Genomic DNA, 20,809 nt, shown 5'->3' with positions numbered 1-20,809 from the left:
CGAACTATCGGTCCATTGTCACCCACCGGAGTAGCCCGGGGACGCACCAATGTCGACAGGAAAGCAGTCGGCTACTTGGAGGTATCGAACTTCTTCATCGCATCGTTCAAACGCTGCAACGCCTGACCGTACTTTCCGAAGTCGCCACTGCGCTGCGCATCCTGTGCTGCCGACAGCGCCGACTCGACCTCCTTGAGAGCCGCGGACTTGGCCGGCGACAACTGCACCGGCTCACCCGGCGGGATCGCCGCCGGCGGCGCAACGACCTGCGGCGCCTGACCGTCCGGGCCGACCGGCGGCTGAGCGGCCGGCGGCGATTCCGGAGGTGCGACCGACTGCTGCTTACCGTCGGTGGGTGCCACATTGGTGGCGGTGGCGCCCGCCCCGGGTCCGAACAACTCGGTCAGGGCGTCGCTGACGGTCGGGCCGTAGCCCACCTTGTCGCCGTAGAGCATGGCCACCCGGATCAACCGCGGGTAGGTCGAGGCTGCGTCGCTGGTTCCCGGCGATGCGTAAACCGGTGCCACATAGAGCAATCCACCGTCGGCCACCGGCAGGGTCAACAGGTTGCCCCACCGGATCCGGTTCAGGTTGTCGCGTCCGATCACACCGAGATCCTGCGTCACCGCGGTATCGGTACTGATCGCGTTGAACGCCTGTTTGGGACCCTTCACCTCACCCGGAATGGTCAGCACGGTGAGTTTGCCGTAGGTCGCGGGATCCGAACTGGCACTGACATAGGCGGCCAGGAACTCGCGCTGCAACCAGTTGAGCGCGCTGGTCAACTGGAACGACGCCGAACCGCTGTTGTTCACAAGGTCTTTGGCGACGATGTAGAACGGCGGCTGATAGCTGCTTGCCGTCGGGTTCGGGTCCAGCGGCACGTTCCAGAAGTCGGCGTTGGTGAAGAACTTCACCGGATCGTCGACGTGGTACTTGGTCAGCAGGGACCGCTGAACCTTGAACAGATCCTCGGGATAACGCAGGTGCGCCTGCAGTTCCGGGGAGATGTCCGCCTTCGGTTTGACGGTGCCGGGGAACACGCTCATCCAGGCCTTGAGCACCGGATCCTGTTCGTCCTGGGCGTACAGCGTCACCGTGCCGTCGTAGGCGTCGACGGTGGCCTTGACCGAGTTGCGGATGTAGGACACCTGCTTGTCCGGAGCCAGCCGGTTGACCGCCACCTCGTTGGAGTCGGCCGTCGCACTCGACAGCGTCGTCAACTCCGAATACGGATAGTTGTCCAGGGTGGTGTAGCCGTCGACGATCCAGACCATGCGCTTGTTGACGATCGCCGGGTACACGGACGTGTCCGTGGTCAGCCACGGCGCCACCGCCTCCACCCGCTCAGCCGGATCCCGGTTGAACAGGATCTTGCTGTTCTCACCGATCACGTTGGACAACAGGAAGTTCCGCTCGGCGAACTTGGCGGCGAACACCGAACGTGCCAACCAGTTGCCGATCGCCACCCCGCCGCTGCCCGAGTAGCTGTAGTTCTTGGTGTCGGTGTTGGTTTCGTAGTCGTACTCGCGGTCGACATCACCGTTCTTGCCGACGATCGCATAGTCTGCCGAGGTATCGGCGATCACGGGACCGAAATAGACCCGGGGCTGGTCCAACGGCGCGGGTCCGGGCGAGACCACCTTGCCGTTGGCGCCGACGACGCTGGCGAGGAACTCGGGGTAACCGCCGTTCTGGTTGGGGTCGTTGGCGATTCCGCGAACCGTGTTGGCCGGCGAGGCGATGAATCCGTTGCCGTGGGTGTAGACCGTGTGCCGGTTGATCCAGTCGCGCTGGTTCTCGATCAGCCGGTCCGGGTTGAGTTCGCGTGCGGCGACGACGAAGTCGCGCAGACTGCCGTCAGGGCCGGCATAGCGGTCTATGGCGAGCTGATCCGGGAAGAAGTAGAAGTTCTTACCCTGCTGGAACTGGGTGAATGCGGGGCTGACGATCGTCGGATCGAGCAGCCGGATGTTCGACGTGGTCGCCCGGTCCGCGGCGACCTGCGCGGCCGTGGTCTGACCGTTGCTTTCGTAATTGCGGTACGTCACCGTGTCGTCGGTGAGGCCATAGGCCTGCCGGGTCGCGGTGATGCTGCGTTTGATGTACTCGCTTTCCTTCTGCGCGGCGTTGGGCTTGACGCTGAACTGCTCGACGACCAGCGGCCACCCGGCACCGACCACCATCGAGCTCAGCAACAACAGCACCACACCGATGGCCGGAATCCGCAAGTCGCGCAGCACGATCGCCGAGAACACCGCCACCGCACAGATCAGCGCGATCGCCAGCAGGATCAGCTTGGCCGGCAATACCGCGTTGATATCGGTGTAGCCGGCACCGGTGAACGGCTTGGCAGCGCGCGTATTGCTCAACAACTCGTAGCGGTCCAGCCAGTACGCGAATGCCTTGAGCAGGATCAGGATGCCGACCAGGCTGATCAGCTGGATACGCGCGGCGCGGCTCAGCGCCCCGCTGCGCCCGGCCAGACGGATTCCACCGAATACGTAGTGCCCCAGGAGGTTCGCGACGAACGCCAGGAACGTCGCGACGAACAGGTACGTCAGCACCAGCCGATAGAACGGCAGATCGAACGCGTAGAAGCCCAGATCCCGACCGAACTGCGGATCGGTGATCCCGAAGTCACTACCGTGCAGGAACAACTGCACCCGCACCCAATAGCTCTGCGCGATGACACCGGCCAGCAGGCCGATGAAGACCGGCACTCCGATCCCGAACAACCGCAACCGGGCCAGCACGGTGGTGCGGTAGCGCGCCACCGGATCATTCGGACCCGTGGCCGGGACGAACACCGGACGGGTCCGATAGGCCAGCGCCAGCCCGGCGAATACCACCAAACCGATGAGCAGCCCGACCACGAGGAACACGATCAGTCGGGTGGCCAGGACGGTGGTGAACACCGACCGGTACCCCAGCTCGCCGAACCACAACCAGTCGACATAGCCGTCGACCACCCGAGGCCCGATCAACAGCGCCAGCACTGCCACCAGGGCCAGGCCGATCAGCATCCGGCTACGTCGCGTCAGCTTCGGCATCCTCGCCGCGGGCCGCATCCCCACTCGTGAACTCCCGTTCCAGCCTCGGTGGACTCGTGGCATGCCCGACGGGCCGCCCGATTTTCTACAACTCTAGCCATCCACCGGTGCTTGCGGGTCAGCAGCGAGGCGGTTCGCCACCGGCAGAAATCGTGTGCAACGCATCGACGGCCTCGGTCAGCGTGCCCACCTTCACCAAGTCCATGCCGTCCTGAGGCGCCGAGCGCGCCTCGGTGCAGTTGTCGGCGGGCACCAGGAACACCGTGGCACCCGCTTCCTTGGCGGCCAGCATCTTGTGCGTGATGCCGCCGATGGAACCGACCTTGCCCTCGCCGGTGATGGTTCCGGTGCCCGCGATGAACTTGCCGTCGTTGAGGTCGCCGGTGGTCAGCTTGTCGACGACAGCGAGGCTGAACATCAGGCCCGCCGACGGGCCGCCGATGTTGGCCAGGTTGAAGTCGATGTCGAACGGCGCCCACGGCGCATCGAGCACACCCACGCCGAGGAATCCATAGTCCCGGTCCGGGTTGTCACCGAGCGTGATGGTCGCGACCCCGGGCGGTGCGTTCTTGCGACGGAAGTCGATCACCAACTGCTCACCCGGCTTGGTCTTCTTGAGGATGGCCTGGAACTCATCGAGGTTGGCCACCGGTGTCCCGTTCACCCCGTCGATCGCGTCACCGTCGCGCAGCTTGCCCGCCGAAGGACCCGGATCGGTGACGCTCTGCACCGTGACCGCCATCGGGTACTTCAGGAGTGACAGCGCCGCGTACTCGGCGCTGTCCTCGGACTTCTTGAAATCCGAGCTGTTGGCCTCGTCGATCTCGTTCTTGGACTTGTCCGGCGGATACACCAGGTCGCGCGGAACCAGTTGCTCACGACCCGACATCCACAGCGCGATCGCCTGGCCGAGGGTCAGTCCGTCACGCTGGGACACCGTGGTCATGTTCAGGTGCCCCGAGGTGGGGTGGACCACAGATCCGCCGGTCTCGTCCGTGGTCTTGATGTCGACCACCTGTTTGCCCTCGACGTCACCGAGCGTGTTGAACGTCGGACCGGGTCCCAACGACACGAACGGCACCGTCACCACCGACAGCAGCACGCCGAACGCCACAATCGGCACCAGCGCGACCAGTAGCGTCAAAATCCGCCTGTTCACGCCGCCCACAGTAAGGCCTGCACCATCGTGTTCACCCACAGCGTGACCCGCAGGCACACCCGGACACCCCGTCATGAGTACCGTTGTGGGTATGGCTGACCTGCCTTTCGGCTTCTCCGCCGGGAACGACCCCGACCGAGACAAAGACAAGAAGGACCCCGATTCGGGGTCCGGTCCCGGCAACTCCGGGCCAGGTCCGGGTTCGGATCCGTTCGGTTTGGGCATGGGCGGAGCCAACTTCGACATGGGCGACCTCGGGCAGATCTTCACCAAGCTCGGTGAGATGTTCAGCGGCGCAGGCAGTTCCATGGGCGGCAAACAATCCGGTCCGGTGAACTACGACCTGGCCCGGCAGTTGGCGTCCAACTCGATCGGGTTCGTCGCCCCGGTGCCGGAGAAGACCACCGGCGCGGTCGTCGACGCGGTGCGGCTGGCCGAGACCTGGCTCGACGGAGTCACTCCGCTGCCCGCGGGCACCACCAGGTCGGTGGCCTGGACCCCGAGCGACTGGCTGGACAACACGCTGGACACCTGGAAGCGGCTGTGTGACCCGGTGGCCGAGCAGATCTCCTCGGTGTGGGCGTTGGCCCTGCCCGAAGAGGCCAAGAGCATGGCCGGTCCGTTGCTGGCGATGATGTCGCAGATGGGCGGCATGGCGTTCGGCTCCCAGCTGGGCCAGGCGCTGGGCAAGCTGTCCCGCGAGGTGCTCACCTCCACCGACGTCGGCCTGCCACTGGGCCCCAAGGGGGTCGCGGCACTCATGCCGGAGGCCATCGAATCGCTGGCCGAGGGCCTGGAGCGCCCCCGCAGCGAGATCCTGACCTTCCTGGCCGCCCGAGAGGCCGCCCACCACCGGCTGTTCAGTCACGTGCCGTGGCTGTCCAGCCAACTGCTCGGCACCGTCGAGGCCTTCGCCAAGGGCATGAAGGTCGACATGTCGGGCATAGAGGACTTCGCCCGCGGATTCAACCCGGCCTCCCTCGGCGACCCGTCGGAGATGGAGCAGCTGCTCAACCAGGGCATCTTCGAGCCCAAAGCCACCCCCGAGCAGGAAGCCGCCCTGGAACGGCTCGAAACCCTGCTCGCGCTCATCGAGGGCTGGGTGCAAACCGTCGTCACCGCGGCGCTGGGCGATCGCATCCCCGGCACCTCGGCACTGGCCGAGACGCTTCGCCGTCGGCGTGCCACCGGCGGACCCGCCGAACAGACCTTCGCCACGCTCGTCGGCCTGGAACTGCGCCCCCGCAAGATGCGCGAAGCCGCGGTGCTGTGGGAACGGCTGACCGAGGCGGTCGGCACCGACGTCCGCGACAGCGTGTGGCAGCACCCCGACCTGCTGCCGAGCGCAGCCGACCTCGACGATCCGGCCGGCTTCATCGACCGGATGATCGGCGGCGATACCAGCGGCATCGACAGTGCCTTCGAACAGGCCATCGCCGATCTGGAGAAAGAGCAGCGCGAGGGTGGCAACGGCGGCGCCGAGGGTGACGGCGGCAGCCAGTCCTGACCCCCGCACGGCGGCCTGTGGATAACTGAAACGGCGGTCCCCGCCGCCGTGGCAGAGTCTTCGCATGACGCGCTACGTGCTCGCCGCAGGCCGACCGATCCTGCTGCGTCCCGACGAGGTGGTTCAGTTGGGCTGGGATCCGCGGCGCGCGGTTCTGGTGCGTCCCCCGGCCGGAATGAGCCAAGCGCAGTTGGCCGATCTGCTGCGGGTACTGCAGGCCGGCGCCACCCGCGATGAATTGGTCACGGCTGCAGAATCATTCGACGACGGCGAGGCCATCGATGAGCTGATCGCCGCATTGACAGAAGCCGGAATGCTCACCGTCGCCGCCACGCCCGCACGGCCGACGCGGTCGGCATCCATCCGTGTGCACGGCCGCGGACCGCTGTCGGAGCTGCTGGCCAACGGCCTGCGCTGCTCGGGCGCGCGGGTCAGGCACAGCACGCACCCGCACACCAGGAACGTGGCGGCCTCTACCGACCTGGTGGTGCTGGCCGACTACCAGGTCACCGACCCGCGGCTGCTGCAAGAACTGCATCACGGCGGGATCGCCCACCTGCCGGTGCGGGTCCGCGACGGCGCCGGCTTGGTGGGGCCGCTGGTGATCCCGGGGCTCACCAGCTGCCTGCGCTGCGCCGATCTACACCGCACCGATCGCGACGCGGCGTGGCCTGCTGTGGCAACCCAACTCAGGGGCACCGTCGGCAGCGCCGCCCGCGCGACCATCCTGGCCACTGCGGCGCTGGCGATGCGGCAGGTCGACCTGGTGATCCGCGCGGTCAGACATACCGACGGTGACGAGACCGCACCCGCTGCGCCGGCGACGCTGAACACCACCCTCGAACTCGACGCCGACGGGTACTCGATCGTCGCGCGGCGCTGGTCCCGGCACCCCGACTGCCCATGTTGAAAACGGATGTTGCCAGTTGGTTGTGGGCGGTTCAGCCGAGTCGTGGATGATGGTCTGGTGACCGACATCAAACGGGGAAGCGTCGCACGTAATGCCAAGCTTGCCGGGCTGGCCGGCGGCATGGCCGGCCGCGCCGCACTGGGTTTCGGCAAGCGCCTGACCGGCAAGTCCAAGGACGAGGTCACGGCCGAATTGATGGACAAAGCCGCCCAACAATTGTTCGCCGTGCTCGGCGAGCTCAAGGGCGGGGCGATGAAGGTGGGCCAGGCGCTGTCGGTGCTCGAGGCGGCCATCCCCGAGCAGTACGGCAAGCCGTATCGCGAGGCGTTGACCAAGTTGCAGCGCGAAGCACCGCCACTCCCGGCCGCCAAGGTGCACCGGGTCCTCGATGCGCAGCTCGGCACCAAGTGGCGGGAGCGGTTCAGCTCGTTCGACGACACGCCCGTGGCCTCGGCCAGCATCGGTCAGGTGCACAAGGCGGTCTGGTCCGACGGACGCGAGGTGGCCGTCAAGATCCAATACCCCGGTGCCGACGAGGCACTGCGGGCGGACCTCAAGACAATCCAGCGCCTGGTCGGCGTGTTCAAGCAGCTGGCCCCCGGCATCGACATCCAGGGCATCGTCGACGAGTTGATCGAACGCACCGACATGGAGCTGGACTACCGGCTTGAGGCCGAGAATCAGCGCGCCTTCGCCAAGGCGTACCGCGACGATCCCCATTTCTGCGTCCCCGCCATCGTCGCCAGCGCGCCAAAGGTCGTCATCGCCGAATGGATGGACGGCATCCCGATGTCGGTCATCATCCGCGAGGGCACCCCCGAACAGCGCGACCTCATGGGCACCCGGCTGTCCGAACTCACCTTCGACGCACCCAAGCGGCTGCAGATGATGCACGGCGATGCCCATCCCGGGAACTTCATGCTGCTGCCCGACGGGCGGATGGGCGTCATCGACTTCGGCGCCGTCGCACCGCTGCCCGACGGCTTCCCGACCGCCCTGGGCGAGTGCATCCGGCTGGCCCGGGACAAGAACTACGACGAGCTGCTGCCCACGATGGAGGAAGCGGGCTTCATCCAGAAGGGCCAACAGGTTTCGATCGAGGAAGTCGACGACATGTTGCGCCAGTACGTCGAACCGATCGAGGTCGACGTCTTCCACTACAACCGCCGGTGGATTCAGAAGATGGCGGCCGGTCAAATGGACAACTGGGTGGCCCAGATCAAGACAGCCCGCCAGCTCGACCTGCCACCCAACCTGGCCATCCCGTTGCGGGTGATCGCCTCGACCATCGCGATGAGCTGCCAACTCGATGCGCATGTGCCGATGAAAGCGATTGCCACCGAACTGGTTCCGGGCTTCGCCGACGAGGCGGCCTAAGAGCCACCGGTACTTTGGCAGGCCCTGACGGCCCGACCGTCACGCTGGAGTGGCGCCCGAGGCCGGGCGTCGCTCCAGCGTGACAATGTGTGGGTGCGGCAACCCGACCGCCGCACTCACGCGGCGGCCGGGTTCCCCGCGGCGTTCTTCCGTGGACGGCCACGCGGCCGCTTGCGGGCCACGATGGTTCCGCGGTCGAGGATCTCACCGCCCCAGACACCCCACGGCTCCTGCCGTTCCAGCGCAGCCGTCAGGCACGCGTTGCGGATCGGGCAATCCGCGCACAGCGCCTTGGCCTGCTCCAGATCGACTGGGCTCTCGGCGAACCACAGATCGGGATTCCCGATGTGGCATGGCACCGCCGGTAGCCGCTGCTCGCATGTCATCGGCGCGACGCTCACCTCCGGAGCGGTCATCGCAATGGACATGTACTTATCCCCCTACTTCCTGGTCGTAGTTGTCGGCGATCTGTCTCTTGGATGGATCTGCGACCAGGTTTCTGGGGGTGGAGAACCCAAAAAAATTGGCCACGGATCCGGTTGACTGCGGGTCCGTGGCCATTTGGCTGGTGATGGGAGCTTCCTAGAAGGGGCTCCGATCCACGGACGCGCCAATCGCGGCGGCCGGACGGCGCTTGTGCTGCGGTGCAATAGCAGCGGCGGCGGCCAGCCATGCGGCGGAGGCGGGGGCAGCGGGCGCGGCATGCCGGCGTCCCTCCGGGGAAACCAGGGAAACGGCGACGGCGAGAACGGACGACGGCATGCCTGCAGCCGCTACACCACTGAAATTGATGTTGCTATCCATTGCGGGCGCCCTCCTTCCGTCTCGTTACCAGAGCTGTGTTACGAGGCTAAAGCCTAACAGCCAAATCGCACAACCTATTTTCTACCTGCGGTTTTGGCGCGATCTTTACGAATCTTGGCGGGCTTTCACCCGTTCGACGACCAACTCGAGGACATCCGGGCCGTACTGCTCCAGCTTGCGCGCACCGATCCCGGGGAGGGCCACCAGCGCGGCATCGTCGGTCGGCAGTGACTCGGCGATGGCGATCAGGGTGTTGTCGGTGAACACCACGTACGCCGGCACTTTCATCTCCTTGGAAACACGCAGCCGCCACTCCTTGAGCTCGGTGAGCAGCTCCTCGTCCAAGTCCGACGGACAGGTTTCACAGCGGCGCAACATGATCGCCGGCGGCGTCGACAGCGGGGCATTGCACACCCGGCAGCGCGGCGCCGGACCGCGCGGACGACGCGACCGGTCCGGGGCTGAGCCGGCGGAATTCTGTAGCTGCGGCGCGATGCCGTTGAGGAACCGCGACGGCCGTCGGCCCTGCCGCCCACCAGGGGTGCGGGCCAACGCCCAACTCAGCCCCAGGTGCACCCGTGCGCGGGTGACACCGACATAGAGCAGCCGACGCTCCTCCTCCACCGGCTCACTGTCGGGCCCGTGCGCGAGCGCATGGGAGATCGGCAAGGTGTTGTCGGCCAGGCCCACCAGGAACACCGCATCCCACTCCAGGCCCTTGGCCGCATGTAGTGACGCCAACGTCACACCCTGCACCACCGGTGGATGCCGGGAGTCGGCCCGCTGACGCAGCTCGGCGACCAGTGCCCGCAGATCCAGTTCCGGGCGCACCGCGACCTCTTCGTCCACCAGTTCGGCCAGGGCCGTCAACGCGTCCCAGCGTTCCCGTGCCTTGGTGCCGGCCGGCGGCTCGGCCGTCAGCCCCAGCGGCTCCAGCAGCTCACGCACCAGGGCCGCCAGGTTGTCCTCCGGAATGTCCCGCTCGGCGAAGCGTTGCATCGCCACCAGCGCCTGGCGGATCTCCTGGCGGCTGAAGAAACCCTCGCCACCCCGGACCTGGAACGCGACGCCGGCCTCCGTGAGCGCCTCCTCGTAGACTTCGGACTGCGCGTTGATCCGGTACAGCACCGCGATTTCGGCCGGCTCCGTGCCGTTTTCGATCAGCTTCTTGATGGACCGGGCGACGGCGTTGGCCTCGGCGACCTCGTCGGGATACTCGGAGAACGTCGGCTCGGGACCAGGATCGCGCTGCCCCACCAGATGCAGCTTGCTGCCTGCCATCCGGCCACGCGCAGCGGCGATCACCCGGTTGGCCAACGACACCACCTGCGGCGTCGAGCGGTAGTCGCGTTCCAGCCGGACCACCGCGGCGTCAGGGAAGCGCCGGGAGAAGTCCAGCAGGAAACGCGGAGTGGCCCCGGTGAACGAATAGATCGTCTGGTTGGCGTCACCGACCACGGTGAGGTCGTCGCGCTCCCCCAGCCAGGCGTCGAGCACCCGCTGTTGCAGGGGCGTGACGTCCTGGTACTCGTCGACGACGAAGCAGCGGTAGCGGTCGCGGAATTCCTGGGCGACCGCCGCGTCGTTCTCGATGGCCGCGGCGGTGTGCAGCAGCAGGTCGTCGAAATCCAACAGCGCCGAGCCGTCGCGGCGAGCCTTGAGCGCCTCGTAACCCGAATAGACGGCCGCGACCTTGGCCGCGTCGAACGGGATGTCACGCCCGACCTTCGCGACCGCGGTGCTGTAGGCCTCGGGGGTGATCAAAGATGCCTTGGCCCACTCGATTTCGCCGGCCAGGTCGCGAACGTCGTCGGTGCTGGTCTGCATTCCGGCCCGGTTGGCGGCCTGAGCGACCACGGAGAACTTGCTGTCGAGCAGCTCCCACCCGGTATCGCCGACCAGGCGCGGCCAGAAGTACTGAAGCTGGCGGCGCGCCGCGGCGTGGAACGTCACCGCCTGCACTGCCGCGGTGTTCACCCCCGACTCCTGACCCAATGCCCGCAACCGGCCCCGCATCTCGCCCGCGGCTCGCGCGGTGAACGTCACCGCGAGCACCTGACTGGGCGCGACGTGACCGCCGGCCACCAGGTGCGCGATCCGGCGGGTGATGGTGCGGGTCTTGCCCGTACCGGCACCGGCCAGCACGCATACGGGGCCGCGGGCGGCCAGCACTGCCTCCCGCTGCTCATCATCGAGATCGCCCAGAGCGGGCGAGGGAGCCTCCAACGGCATGCGGTCCATGGTGTCAGAGACCGGTGACAGTCCCGGGCCCGGCGTGGCCCCGGCCTACCGCTGCCGGCTCAGCCACTGCTCGAAGGTGGTGGGCGCGATGCGCGCGCCCTCGCCGGGCAACAGCGCGTTGCCGGCCATCTGCACATCGAAGACCGACGCCCACGTCGGCACCAACGTCACCTCGCGGCCGCGCAGCGCCAGGGTCCGGCGGGCCATGTCGACCAGATCCTGCGTCTGCGGCCCGGCCACATCGACATGGCGGCCCTGCGGATCGCCCACGACCACCTCGGCCAGCACGGCGGCCACGTCGTCCGGATCGATGGGCTGCACCAGCAGCGGCGCGATCGGCGCACTGACACCATCAGGGCCCTCCTGTTCGGTCCAGCTCACCACCATCTCGGCGAAATCGTGGAACTGAGTGGCCGGCACGATCGTCCAGGGCACCGGCCCGGCTTCGATCAGCTTCTCCTGCTCGCGCTTTCCGGCGTAGTGCGGATTGCCGTCGATGCCGTGGATCCCGACGATGGACAGCAGCACATGATGCGTCACCCCGGCGCGGGCTTCGGCGGCGAGCAGATTGCCGGTGGCGCTGCCCAGGTAGTCGACGGTGCCTTCACGGTCAAGGGGTGGGGTGCTGATCACGTCGACCACCGCCCGCACCCCGGCCAGGGCGGCGTCGAGCCCGTCGCCAGTGGACAGGTCCACCCCGTTCGAGCGGCTGATCGCCACCACCTCGTGTCCAGCGCCCTGCAGAGCGGCGACCACGCGCGCCCCGATGTTTCCCGTCGCGCCTGCCACTGCAATTCGCATGATGGTCTCCCGTCCTGGCCAATAGGTATCTCGGACTATATAGGTCCGTAATATCTGTAATAGACTACGGGCCGTGAAACTTCCCGTGGCCACCGAGTGGGCGCTACATTGCGCGACGTCGCTGGCGCAGCTCGAGCCCGGGGCCACCGCCTCGGCTGCCGATCTCGCGGAGTATTTCGATCTGCCCGCCGCCTATCTGGCCAAGCAGCTGCAGGCGCTCACCCGCGCGGGTGTGCTGGTTGCGACGACCGGTCCGCGCGGCGGCTTTCGGCTCGGCCGGGCACCCGCTGCCATCACGCTGCTGCAGATCGTCGAGGCCGTCGACGGTGCGTCCGCGCCCTACGAATGCCGCGAGATCCGCCAGCAGGGCCGCGGCGCCCTCCCGACGAGCTGGTGCCGCCATGAGTGCATCCTGGCGGTGAAAATGGCCGATGCCCACCAGGCCTGGCGGACCAGCCTCGACGGCGTCACACTCGCCGACATCCTCGCCGACATCCCCGCCACGGCGCCTGCGCGCACCCGAAAGCTGTTGGGCAAAGGACGCTCATAACCGGGGTCAGGACACCGCGAGGAGCCGGCTCAGCTCTTCGCGCCCACCCTCATCGAGCGGGAGCAACGGCAGCCGCGGCACTCCGACGCCCTGGCCCAGCAGCTCGAGTCCACCCTTGATCGTGGTGGGCAGACCGCCGGCCACGATGAACTCCAACAGTGGCCGCAGATCCTCGTACAACGATTCGGCCCTTGCCCGGTCGCCCGCCCGGACCGCCTCATAGAGATCCAGGCACGGCTGCGGACGGAGGTTCGGCGCGGCAGTACACCACCCCTTCGCTCCTGCATTGAAGGCCTTGAGCGCCAACGGGTTGTTGCCGTTGTAGAAGGGCAACTGCCCGTCGCTCAGCTCCGCGATGCGGAGCATCCGCGACAGGTCGCCGGTGGATTCCTTGACCATCGTCACGTTGTCGATGTCCTTGAACATCTGCACCAGCAGTTCTGGCCGCATATCGATGCCACTGGTCGCCGGGTTGTTGTACACCATGATGGGAATTCCGATGGCCGCCCCGATTGCGGCATAGTGCTGCGCGATCTCCCGCTCGGACAGTTTCCAGTAGGAGATCGGCAGCACCATCACCGCGTCCGCGCCGGCCCGCTCGGCATACTGCGCCCGACGAACGGTATTGGCAGTAGTGAGATCTGACGCGCCGATGATGACCGGCACCCGGCGGCCGACCACACCGATCGTGGTGTCGATGACGGCATCGAACTCGGCTTCGGTGAGATAGGCCGACTCACCCGTGCTGCCCAGCGGGACGATCCCGTGCGCACCGCCCGTCACCAACCGGTCGACGAGGGCGGCGAGCTTGTCGGTATCGATGCGGTGGTCCTCGGTGAACGGCGTGACGGGATAGGCGAGAATGCCGTGGATTCCAGTGTTGGCAGTCATGATTTGGCGTCCTTCTGCGGTTCGTATTGGATCGGTGCGAGCTGGTCAGCTGGTCAGCGCGTCCGGGTGGTTGCGGAGCGCCCGGCGCGCGTAGTAGGCGAAGTTGGCCTGGCTGCGTTTGGGTCGCAACGTCCAGTCGTGGGCCTCGCGGGCCAGTCGTGGAGGAAGGTCGGCGATGGTGCCCGCTGCCATGGCGGCCAGTTGCAGTTTGGCGCCGCGCTCGATCAGCATCGCCAGCGAGCACGACTCCTCGATGCTGGCTCCGGCGATCACATGGCCGTGGTGGGCCAACAGGATGGCCTTCTTGTCCCCCAGCGCGGCGCTGATGATCTCGCCCTCTTCATTGCCCACCGGGACTCCGGGCCAGTCGGCCAGAAATGCACAGTCGTCGTACAGCGGTGCGATATCCATCTGCGACACCTGCAGCGGAACTTCCAGCATCGAGAGCGCGGCGACGTGGAACGGGTGCGTGTGCACGATGCACTGCACATCGGGCCGGGCGCGGTAGATCCAGGTGTGGAAACGATTGGCGGGGTTTGCCATTCCCTCACCCTTGAGAACATTGAGGTCCTCGTCGACGAGCAGCAAATTGTCCTCGGTGATCTCGTCGAAGCCCAATCCCAGCCGCTGGGTGTAGTACGTGCCCGGCTTCTCGGCCCGTGCGGTGATCTGACCTGCGAGCCCTGAGTCATGGCCTGCGTCGAACAGCGCTCGGCATGTCAATGCCAGCTTCTGCTGCGTCGTCAGTGTGGAGTCCTCGACATGGGTTGACAACCCATCGAGGGCACGCTGCATCAAAACCTGTTTCGAATCACCCAGCGTGGTCGTCATCTCAGCCCACCTTTCCGATTGGAAGCCCGCATTGGAGACACATCTCGAACGATAGGACACACGGTGTCCTATCGTCAATGGTGCGACGGCCACTTGGGCTGCGCGCTCAGACGCGGGCAGGCATCCGCTGCCGGAAACGCTGCAGAGGTCTGCCGTCAGCGGTTTCGGGTGTAATCGGCGTGACTGACCACAAGAACCTCGCTGGGGGCGGTTCCCCGCTGGCGCAGCTGATGGGGCGATGAGGCGTCGAAATAGGCGCAGTCACCGGTTTCCAAGATGACCGACTCATCCTGGTAACGCAGTTCCACAGTGCCCGCATGGACGAACACCAACTCCTGCCCGGCATGCTCAGGATGGGGATGTTCGGCGAACTTTTGGGTAGGCCTGACGATGAACGGCGACATCGACTTTCCGAGCATGGCCGACGCCACCGCCTGATAGCGGCCGGTGGCGGGATCGCCTGCCCGGTCAATCGCCAGCGTGGTCACTGCCGGATCCTCCGAAAACAGCTGCGCCACATCTACATCAAGCGCACGCGCAACCTTCAGCGCCACCGCGATCGAGGGAGTCGAACGCTGTCGTTCGATCTTCGACAGGTAACTCTTGGTCAACCCGGTCGCCTCGGCAAGCTCCTCGAGCGTCAACCCCCGCTCCTGACGCACGGCGCGCAGCAGAGCGCTCATGCCACCTCCTGCCGTCCAGCAACACCGAACACTATTCGACACATTCTCCCATAGGACATTCTGTGTCCTATGGTCGACAACGCGACAGATCGGTAGAGCTACCCGCCCGCACCAGTGACCAACGCCCACAACCCGTGCGTGCCGGCAGTGGTGGCATAGTCGGTGAGAACCTGGTCCCAGTGCGCAACCGACCCGTAGTCCGAACGCCAGGACAACGCGGGCATGGTGAACTCGTGCAGGCGGTGCTCGCGGGTGGTACCGATCGCACCGTGCACCTGATGAGCGTTGCGCACCACGACCGAAGTGGCGTGACCGACACACGAACGGGCCACGGCGACAAGGAAATCCAGATGTACCGAGGACCAGTCCGACCTCAGCGCCTCGGCCAGCGCACCATCGGTGGCCGCGCGAGCCAGCGCCGACTCGGCGGCGATGTCGGCCACGAGATTCTGAACCGCCTGGAACTTGGCCAGCGGCCGGCCGAACTGGGTGCGTTCGCAGGTGTGGGACACCGACATCGCCAGGATCCTGTCGAGCACCGCGCACACCTGGACGGCCCGCACCAGCGCGGCCCGTAGCGTGAACTGACCGATCACATTGTCGGGCACCGCGGTTCCGGTCAGATCCGCGAGATTCGCGCTGACGTCATCGCGAGGCTCCCCCGCATTGTTGTGCCCCGCAGTGACCGACAGCGACGCGCCGTCCACATCGGCCACGCGGTAGCCGGTGCCGTCGCGCCAGAGCAGCACCACCCGCTCGGAGTCCGCTGCCCACGGCACGCCCCGGGCAGCACCGTCGTCGTCGAGCAGGCAGGCCGTGCGACGGGAATCGTCGGCAACCAGACCGGCCGTTTCCAACAGCCAGCAGGCCAGCAGATCGTGCTCGGCCAGCGGGACCCTCACCCCGTGCCAGGCGGCGGCGCGTAGAAGCTCGACGGCCTCGGCCCAGCCTGCGCCACTTCCACCGGACTCCTCGGAACCGGTCAGCCGAACCAGTCCGAGTTCGCCCAGCCGGCCCCATAATTCGGCGATGCCCTCACCGGGCTCGTGCCGTTCGCGATGCGCGGCGAACACCGCCGACATCATCTCGACCAGTTCGGCGTCGACGCTCACCTCATCCCCAATCCCCGCGCAATGACCCCACGCAGAACCTCGTTGGTGCCGCCGCGCAGGGTGAACCCGGGGCGCTGCACCACGGCATCGGCCAGCATCGCGCAGTAGCCCTCGTCATCGACCTCGCCGAGAACGTCGGCGAAATCGGCGATGTCACCTTCGGCGGACGTTCCGAGCACCTTGACCACGGCCGCCGCGGTGTCCGCCGGTTCGTGACGCTCCAGCGCACCGGCGACCGCCATCGACATCTGGTGCAGCCCGGTGACGCGGGCCAGGTACCGGCCCAGATCGGTGTGGCGGGGCAGAGATCCGTCAGACATGTGCGTGGCCATGTCGGCCAGCAGCGGGAACGTCGACAGGAAGCGCTCGGGCCCACTGCGTTCGAAGCTCAGCTCCGAGGTCACCTGCTGCCAGCCGTTGCCGATGGTGCCGAACACCATGGCATCGGGCACGAACACCTCATCCAGGATCACCTCGTTGAAATGGTGTTTTCCGTTCATCGAGATGATGGGCCGGATATCGACGCCGGGCGAGTGCAGGTCGACGATGAACTGGCTCAGGCCGTCATGGCGGTGTGCGGGATCTACCGGAGCGCTACGAGCCAGACAGATGAACGCGTGGGCCAGATGCGCCCCTGACGTCCACACCTTGGCGCCGGTGATCGCCCACCCGCCGTCAACCTGCACAGCCTTGGTGCGCACGCTGGCCAGATCCGATCCGGAATCGGGCTCGCTCATACCGATTCCGAAGTAACATTCTCCTTTGGCTATGGCGGGCAAGAACTTTCGTCGCTGCTCCTCGGTGCCGTACTTGAGCAACGAGGGAACGATCTGGCGGTCGGCGATCCAGTGCGCCCCCACCGGGGCCCCGGCGGCCAGCAGTTCCTCGGTGACCACGAAACGCTCCTGATGGCTGCGCCCGTGCCCGCCGTAGGAGACCGGCACCGTCATGCCCAGCCAACCGCGGGCAGCCAGCGCCCGGCTGAAGTCCTCGTCCCAACCGGTCAGCCAACTGTCGGCGTACCGGCCGACCTTGCCGGTCTGCTGCTGCTCGGCGACGAACCGGCGCACCTGCAACCGCAACTCGTCGAGCACATGCGGGTCGCCGGCCACCAGCGGCACCAATCGGGTCATGCTCAGCTCCGTCCCACTGCGGATTAGCAACTTACCGCTGCAAGCCGGAGACCTGCGTCACCGCGGGCATGCGGCGGCCGTTCCGCTACGTTATGTGCACTATGACTGCTACACCGACTGTGACCATGTACACCACCACCTGGTGCGGCTACTGCTCGCGGCTCAAGATGGCTCTGAAATCCGAGGGCATCGCGTGGACTGAGGTCGACATCGAGCAGGATCCCACCGCAGCGGAATTCGTCGGCTCGGTCAACGGCGGTAACCACGTGGTACCGACCCTGAAGTTCGCCGACGGATCGACGCTGACCAACCCGACCATCAAGCAGGTCAAGGCCAAGCTCAGCTGAACTATCCGCAGGCAGGTGCCCTCAGTCCAGGGCCGCCCAGGATTCGATGATCTCGCGGGCAATCGAGATCGACCCGGGCAGCAGCAGCCTCGACTGTGAATCGCCGTCGGCGGCACTCCAGTCACCCTGATCCAGCGCCTCGCGGATCTCGGCTCGGGTGAACCAGTCGGCCTCGACGATCTCGCCGTCGTTGAACGAGAACGGCTGCTCCGGATCGCCGATGGCATGGAAGCCGACCATCAGCGACCGCGGGAACGGCCACGGCTGACTACCCAGATACTGCACATCGGTCACTGTGAGGCCGACCTCCTCGGCGATCTCACGCACCACACACGTCTCGAAGGATTCGCCGGCCTCGACGAATCCGGCCAGAATCGAGAACAATCGCTCGGGCCACGCCGTCTGGCGGGCCAGCACCGCGCGGTCATGGCCGTCGTGGACCAGACAGATCACCGCCGGATCGATCCGCGGGAATTCCTCATGACCGCTGACCGGGTCCACCCGCGACCAGCCGGCTTTCGCCGACTTGGTCGCCGCACCGTTCGCTGCACTGAACCTGGCTCGGTCATGCCAGTTCAGCAACGCGGTGGCAGTCGACACCAACTGGGCGCTGGCGTCGTCGAAGGCCTCGCCGGCCCGGCGTAGATCGAGCACCTCGGCAGGTGCATCCGGATCCTCGGGCACCTCCAACGCACTGCGCACACCCCAGACGTGCCGCCCATCGACGAGCCGCCCGAGGAACACCGCCTGCTCCGGCGGCTTGTCGGTACCCAGGCTCGAGGCTTTGCCGAGCACCACCTGGCCGCCGGAGATCAGCACCTGGTTACGTCGGTCGAGCCGCAGCAGCAGCGCGTCCTTCCAGCCCTCGGTCGCTGCATCGATATCGGTACGCAGCGCATCGGCACGATCGGCGCCGACCCGCGAGAGCAGGGGAACATTGCGCAGCCCGAAGGTGAGACGCTGCGCACTCCCCCGGTCGCTGCGCTGCTGCCCGCCGTGTGTCATCGCTCGGCGTCCGCGCTGCGGATGTAGAGCAGCCGGTCGCCGGCCTCCAGCGCATCCACCTCGGGCGCGTCGACCCGCACCAACCGACCCTCACGCACCACGCCCAGCACGATGTCGTGCAGATGGCGCGGGGAGCCGCCCTCCTCCTTCGGAGTGACCTCACGTTCGGCGATGGCGAATCCCTCGTCAGGAGTCAGCAGATCCTCCATCATCTCCACCACGCTGGGGGTCTGCGTCGCGATCCCGAGCAGCCGGCCGGCAGTCTCGGAAGACACCACCGTGGAGTCCGCACCGGACTGCTTGAGCAGGTGGAGGTTGTCCGATTCCCGCACCGCCGCGATGATCTTGGCCTTCGGCGCAAGCTCGCGGGCCGTCAACGTCACCAGCACCGCACTGGCGTCGTTGTCGGCCGCGACGATGATCGACTTGGCGTGCTGGGCACCCGCCAACCGTAGGACCGCGGAATTGGTGGCGTCACCGTGCACGGTCACCAGCCCGGCGCCCTTGGCGCGCTCCAGCGCGGCCGCGCTCTCGTCGACGACGACGATGTCGGCCGGCGAGACCTCGTCGCCGACCATCGCGGCGACCGCCGTCCGGCCCTTGGTGCCGTATCCGACGACGACGGTGTGGTTACGCACTTTGTTCCTCCATCGCTGAATCTTCAGCGCCTGCCGGGATTGGGTGGTCAGGGTTTCCACGGTGGTACCGATGAGAACGATCAGGAAGGCCACCCGCAGCGGGGTAATGACGATGACGTTGACCAGACGCGCCGATTCCGTGTACGGCGTGATGTCGCCGTATCCAGTCGTCGACAACGACACCGTCGCGTAGTACAGACAGTCCAGGAACGACAGCGGATTGTTCGCATCCGGGGCGCTGTCGTTGTCCCGGTAGCCGTAACGGTCCGCGTAGACGATCAGCACCGCGGCGAACAGTGCCCCGAACGCGTACAACACCCGCATGAAGATCTTGCGGGCCGGACTGATGAACGGCTCGGGGATGCGCAGCACGTCGACGAGGGCGGCGTCTGGGCGCGAAGTCAGGTTCGAGTCGATCGCGGCGAGGCGGCGCCGCAGCCTGCCTTTAGCCACGCGACCCCATCATCGAGCAAAGCAACCCGGGACGTGCCGGGATCGTTCCGATCAGACGCACGCCACAATGTAACCATGACCGCACCCGACCCTCAGCGGATCTCCTCCGCACCCGCCGCCCAACGCATGGCTGCCCTGCTCATGGGCATGGGCACGCTGCACTTCGTCGCACCCAAGCCCTTCGACTCCATCATCCCGGCCGAGCTGCCCGGCAGCGCCCGCTTCTACACCTACGCCTCAGGCGTCGGTGAGCTGGCCACCGGTGCCCTGCTGGCCGTGCCCCGCACCCGGCGCCTGGGCGCGCTGGCCGCCGTGACCCTGTTCATCGCGGTGTTCCCAGGAAACGTGAACATGGTCCGGTTGTGGTGGGACAAGCCCTGGCCGATGCGGATCGTCGCGATCGCCCGGCTGCCGCTGCAGATCCCGATGATCACCGCGGCGCTGCGGGTGTACCGCAACTCCTAACCTCACCGACTGACCAGAACACCTGGGCAGCACCCTGTTTCGTAGACCAGCAGGCCCCCGGGGCCCACAGAGGACCTGGTTTGGCAAGGCTATCGTTGCTGGTGGCGCGTGATTTTCGCCGATATCGTCGGACTGTGACGAATCCAAGCCATCCGTCCGAGCCGCATGTGGGTTCGCTGTCGTCGAAGTTGAACTCTCTTCGTGCCGGGGTTTTGGGCGCCAACGACGGAATCGTCTCCACCGCCGGCATCGTGGTGGGCGTGGCCGCCGCGACGGTGGAGCAGGCGCCGATCCTGACCGCAGGCATCGCCGGCCTGGCCGCCGGAGCAGTCTCGATGGCACTGGGCGAATACGTCTCGGTGAGCACGCAACGCGACACCGAACGCGCACTGCTGAGCAAGGAACGTCTCGAATTGCACGACGACCCTGCCGCCGAACTGGACGAGCTGGCCGCGCTCTACGAGGCCAGGGGCTTGTCGACCGCGACCGCGCGGACCGTGGCCGACGAGCTCACCGACCACGACGCCTTCGCTGCGCACGCCGAAGTCGAATTGGGCATCGACCCCAAGGATCTGACCAATCCGTGGCAGGCAGCGGCGTCCTCGGCGCTGTCGTTCACCATCGGTGCGCTGCTGCCGTTGATCGCGATCCTGATCCCGCCGACGACATGGCGCATCCCGGTGACCGTGGTGGCGGTGCTGCTGGCGCTGATGCTCACCGGGGCGGTATCGGCCGGGCTGGGTGGGGCACCGAAGGGACGTGCGGTGCTGCGCAACGTGATCGGCGGCGGCCTGGCCCTGGCGATCACCTATCTGATCGGTCTTCTGGTGGGGACCACCATCACCTGAC

19 protein-coding genes are annotated in these 20,809 nt (G+C 66.7%); 7 read left to right on the top strand and 12 right to left on the bottom strand.

The genetic code is table 11. The features are described from left to right. Positions 1-71: 71 nt before the first annotated feature. Together HBE63_RS05050 and HBE63_RS05045 are read right to left on the bottom strand one after the other, a co-directional pair. Positions 72-3,077: a UPF0182 family protein gene (locus HBE63_RS05050; RefSeq protein WP_166903777.1), complete on the bottom strand. Its 3,006-nt coding sequence runs from the start codon at positions 3,075-3,077 to the stop codon at positions 72-74. 94 nt (positions 3,078-3,171) lie between these two features. Next, the gene (locus tag HBE63_RS05045) at positions 3,172-4,212 is read right to left on the bottom strand and encodes a PDZ domain-containing protein (RefSeq protein WP_166903776.1); all 1,041 of its coding nucleotides are present in this window, start codon (positions 4,210-4,212) and stop codon (positions 3,172-3,174) included. A gap of 91 nt (positions 4,213-4,303) precedes the next feature. Between HBE63_RS05045 and HBE63_RS05040 the strand changes: the two genes are divergently transcribed. The 3 genes from HBE63_RS05040 (at position 4,304) to HBE63_RS05030 (ending at position 8,006) form a co-directional block, all read left to right on the top strand. Beyond that, on the top strand, positions 4,304-5,719 hold the full coding sequence (locus HBE63_RS05040) for a zinc-dependent metalloprotease (RefSeq protein ID WP_166903775.1): 1,416 nt from the start codon (positions 4,304-4,306) through the stop codon (positions 5,717-5,719). A 64-nt stretch (positions 5,720-5,783) separates the two neighbouring features. After that, on the top strand, positions 5,784-6,629 hold the full coding sequence (locus HBE63_RS05035) for a cyclodehydratase (RefSeq protein WP_166903774.1): 846 nt from the start codon (positions 5,784-5,786) through the stop codon (positions 6,627-6,629). 42 nt (positions 6,630-6,671) lie between these two features. Continuing rightward, positions 6,672-8,006 carry an AarF/ABC1/UbiB kinase family protein gene (locus HBE63_RS05030; protein WP_166903773.1) on the top strand — a complete coding sequence of 445 codons (1,335 nt, stop codon included), beginning with the start codon at positions 6,672-6,674 and terminating at the stop codon, positions 8,004-8,006. A gap of 116 nt (positions 8,007-8,122) precedes the next feature. Here the strand turns inward: HBE63_RS05030 and HBE63_RS05025 are convergent, their stop codons facing one another. The 3 genes from HBE63_RS05025 to HBE63_RS05010 all read right to left on the bottom strand — a co-directional run bounded on the left by HBE63_RS05025 (position 8,123) and on the right by HBE63_RS05010 (position 11,852). Then, positions 8,123-8,434, bottom strand: a complete 312-nt coding sequence (locus HBE63_RS05025) for a WhiB family transcriptional regulator (protein WP_166903772.1) — start codon at positions 8,432-8,434, stop codon at positions 8,123-8,125. Positions 8,435-8,915: 481 nt separating this feature from the next. Further along, positions 8,916-11,042: an ATP-dependent DNA helicase UvrD2 gene (locus HBE63_RS05015; protein WP_166903770.1), complete on the bottom strand. Its 2,127-nt coding sequence runs from the start codon at positions 11,040-11,042 to the stop codon at positions 8,916-8,918. Between the two features lie 54 nt (positions 11,043-11,096). Then, positions 11,097-11,852, bottom strand: a complete 756-nt coding sequence (locus HBE63_RS05010) for an SDR family oxidoreductase (protein ID WP_166903769.1) — start codon at positions 11,850-11,852, stop codon at positions 11,097-11,099. Positions 11,853-11,925: 73 nt separating this feature from the next. Here HBE63_RS05010 and HBE63_RS05005 point away from each other — a divergent pair, with 73 nt between their 5' ends. Then, the gene (locus tag HBE63_RS05005; RefSeq protein ID WP_166903768.1) at positions 11,926-12,402 is read left to right on the top strand and encodes an Rrf2 family transcriptional regulator; all 477 of its coding nucleotides are present in this window, start codon (positions 11,926-11,928) and stop codon (positions 12,400-12,402) included. 6 nt (positions 12,403-12,408) lie between these two features. Here HBE63_RS05005 and HBE63_RS05000 read toward each other — a convergent pair whose 3' ends face one another. The 5 genes from HBE63_RS05000 to HBE63_RS04980 all read right to left on the bottom strand — a co-directional run bounded on the left by HBE63_RS05000 (position 12,409) and on the right by HBE63_RS04980 (position 17,058). After that, on the bottom strand, positions 12,409-13,293 hold the full coding sequence (locus tag HBE63_RS05000) for a dihydrodipicolinate synthase family protein (RefSeq protein ID WP_166903767.1): 885 nt from the start codon (positions 13,291-13,293) through the stop codon (positions 12,409-12,411). A 45-nt stretch (positions 13,294-13,338) separates the two neighbouring features. Next, complete coding sequence (locus HBE63_RS04995) at positions 13,339-14,124, bottom strand: aldolase (RefSeq protein ID WP_166903766.1); 786 nt, start codon at positions 14,122-14,124, stop codon at positions 13,339-13,341. A 155-nt stretch (positions 14,125-14,279) separates the two neighbouring features. Next, on the bottom strand, positions 14,280-14,807 hold the full coding sequence (locus HBE63_RS04990; RefSeq protein ID WP_166903765.1) for a helix-turn-helix domain-containing protein: 528 nt from the start codon (positions 14,805-14,807) through the stop codon (positions 14,280-14,282). 98 nt (positions 14,808-14,905) lie between these two features. Further along, complete coding sequence (locus HBE63_RS04985; RefSeq protein WP_166909398.1) at positions 14,906-15,892, bottom strand: acyl-CoA dehydrogenase family protein; 987 nt, start codon at positions 15,890-15,892, stop codon at positions 14,906-14,908. 23 nt (positions 15,893-15,915) lie between these two features. Next, the gene (locus HBE63_RS04980; RefSeq protein ID WP_166909396.1) at positions 15,916-17,058 is read right to left on the bottom strand and encodes an acyl-CoA dehydrogenase family protein; all 1,143 of its coding nucleotides are present in this window, start codon (positions 17,056-17,058) and stop codon (positions 15,916-15,918) included. A gap of 95 nt (positions 17,059-17,153) precedes the next feature. Between HBE63_RS04980 and HBE63_RS04975 the strand changes: the two genes are divergently transcribed. Continuing rightward, positions 17,154-17,399 (top strand): mycoredoxin, encoded by a 246-nt coding sequence (locus tag HBE63_RS04975; RefSeq protein ID WP_166903764.1) that lies wholly within the window; start codon positions 17,154-17,156, stop codon positions 17,397-17,399. Between the two features lie 21 nt (positions 17,400-17,420). Here the strand turns inward: HBE63_RS04975 and nudC are convergent, their stop codons facing one another. Both nudC and HBE63_RS04965 read right to left on the bottom strand, forming a co-directional pair. After that, positions 17,421-18,404: an NAD(+) diphosphatase gene (gene nudC / locus HBE63_RS04970; protein ID WP_166903763.1), complete on the bottom strand. Its 984-nt coding sequence runs from the start codon at positions 18,402-18,404 to the stop codon at positions 17,421-17,423. Continuing rightward, positions 18,401-19,495: a TrkA family potassium uptake protein gene (locus HBE63_RS04965; protein WP_166903762.1), complete on the bottom strand. Its 1,095-nt coding sequence runs from the start codon at positions 19,493-19,495 to the stop codon at positions 18,401-18,403. The genes nudC and HBE63_RS04965 overlap by 4 nt, the downstream gene beginning before the upstream one ends. A 75-nt stretch (positions 19,496-19,570) precedes the next feature. Between HBE63_RS04965 and HBE63_RS04960 the strand changes: the two genes are divergently transcribed. Continuing rightward, on the top strand, positions 19,571-19,960 hold the full coding sequence (locus HBE63_RS04960; RefSeq protein ID WP_166903761.1) for a hypothetical protein: 390 nt from the start codon (positions 19,571-19,573) through the stop codon (positions 19,958-19,960). Between the two features lie 134 nt (positions 19,961-20,094). After that, on the top strand, positions 20,095-20,808 hold the full coding sequence (locus tag HBE63_RS04955) for a VIT family protein (RefSeq protein ID WP_166903760.1): 714 nt from the start codon (positions 20,095-20,097) through the stop codon (positions 20,806-20,808). The last annotated feature ends 1 nt before the right edge of the window (position 20,809 follow it).

Origin of the sequence: Mycobacterium sp. DL440 (genome assembly GCF_011745145.1) — a bacterium.
In the GTDB taxonomy this organism is placed as follows: domain Bacteria; phylum Actinomycetota; class Actinomycetes; order Mycobacteriales; family Mycobacteriaceae; genus Mycobacterium.
This window is presented reverse-complemented; position numbering and strand designations above follow the sequence as displayed.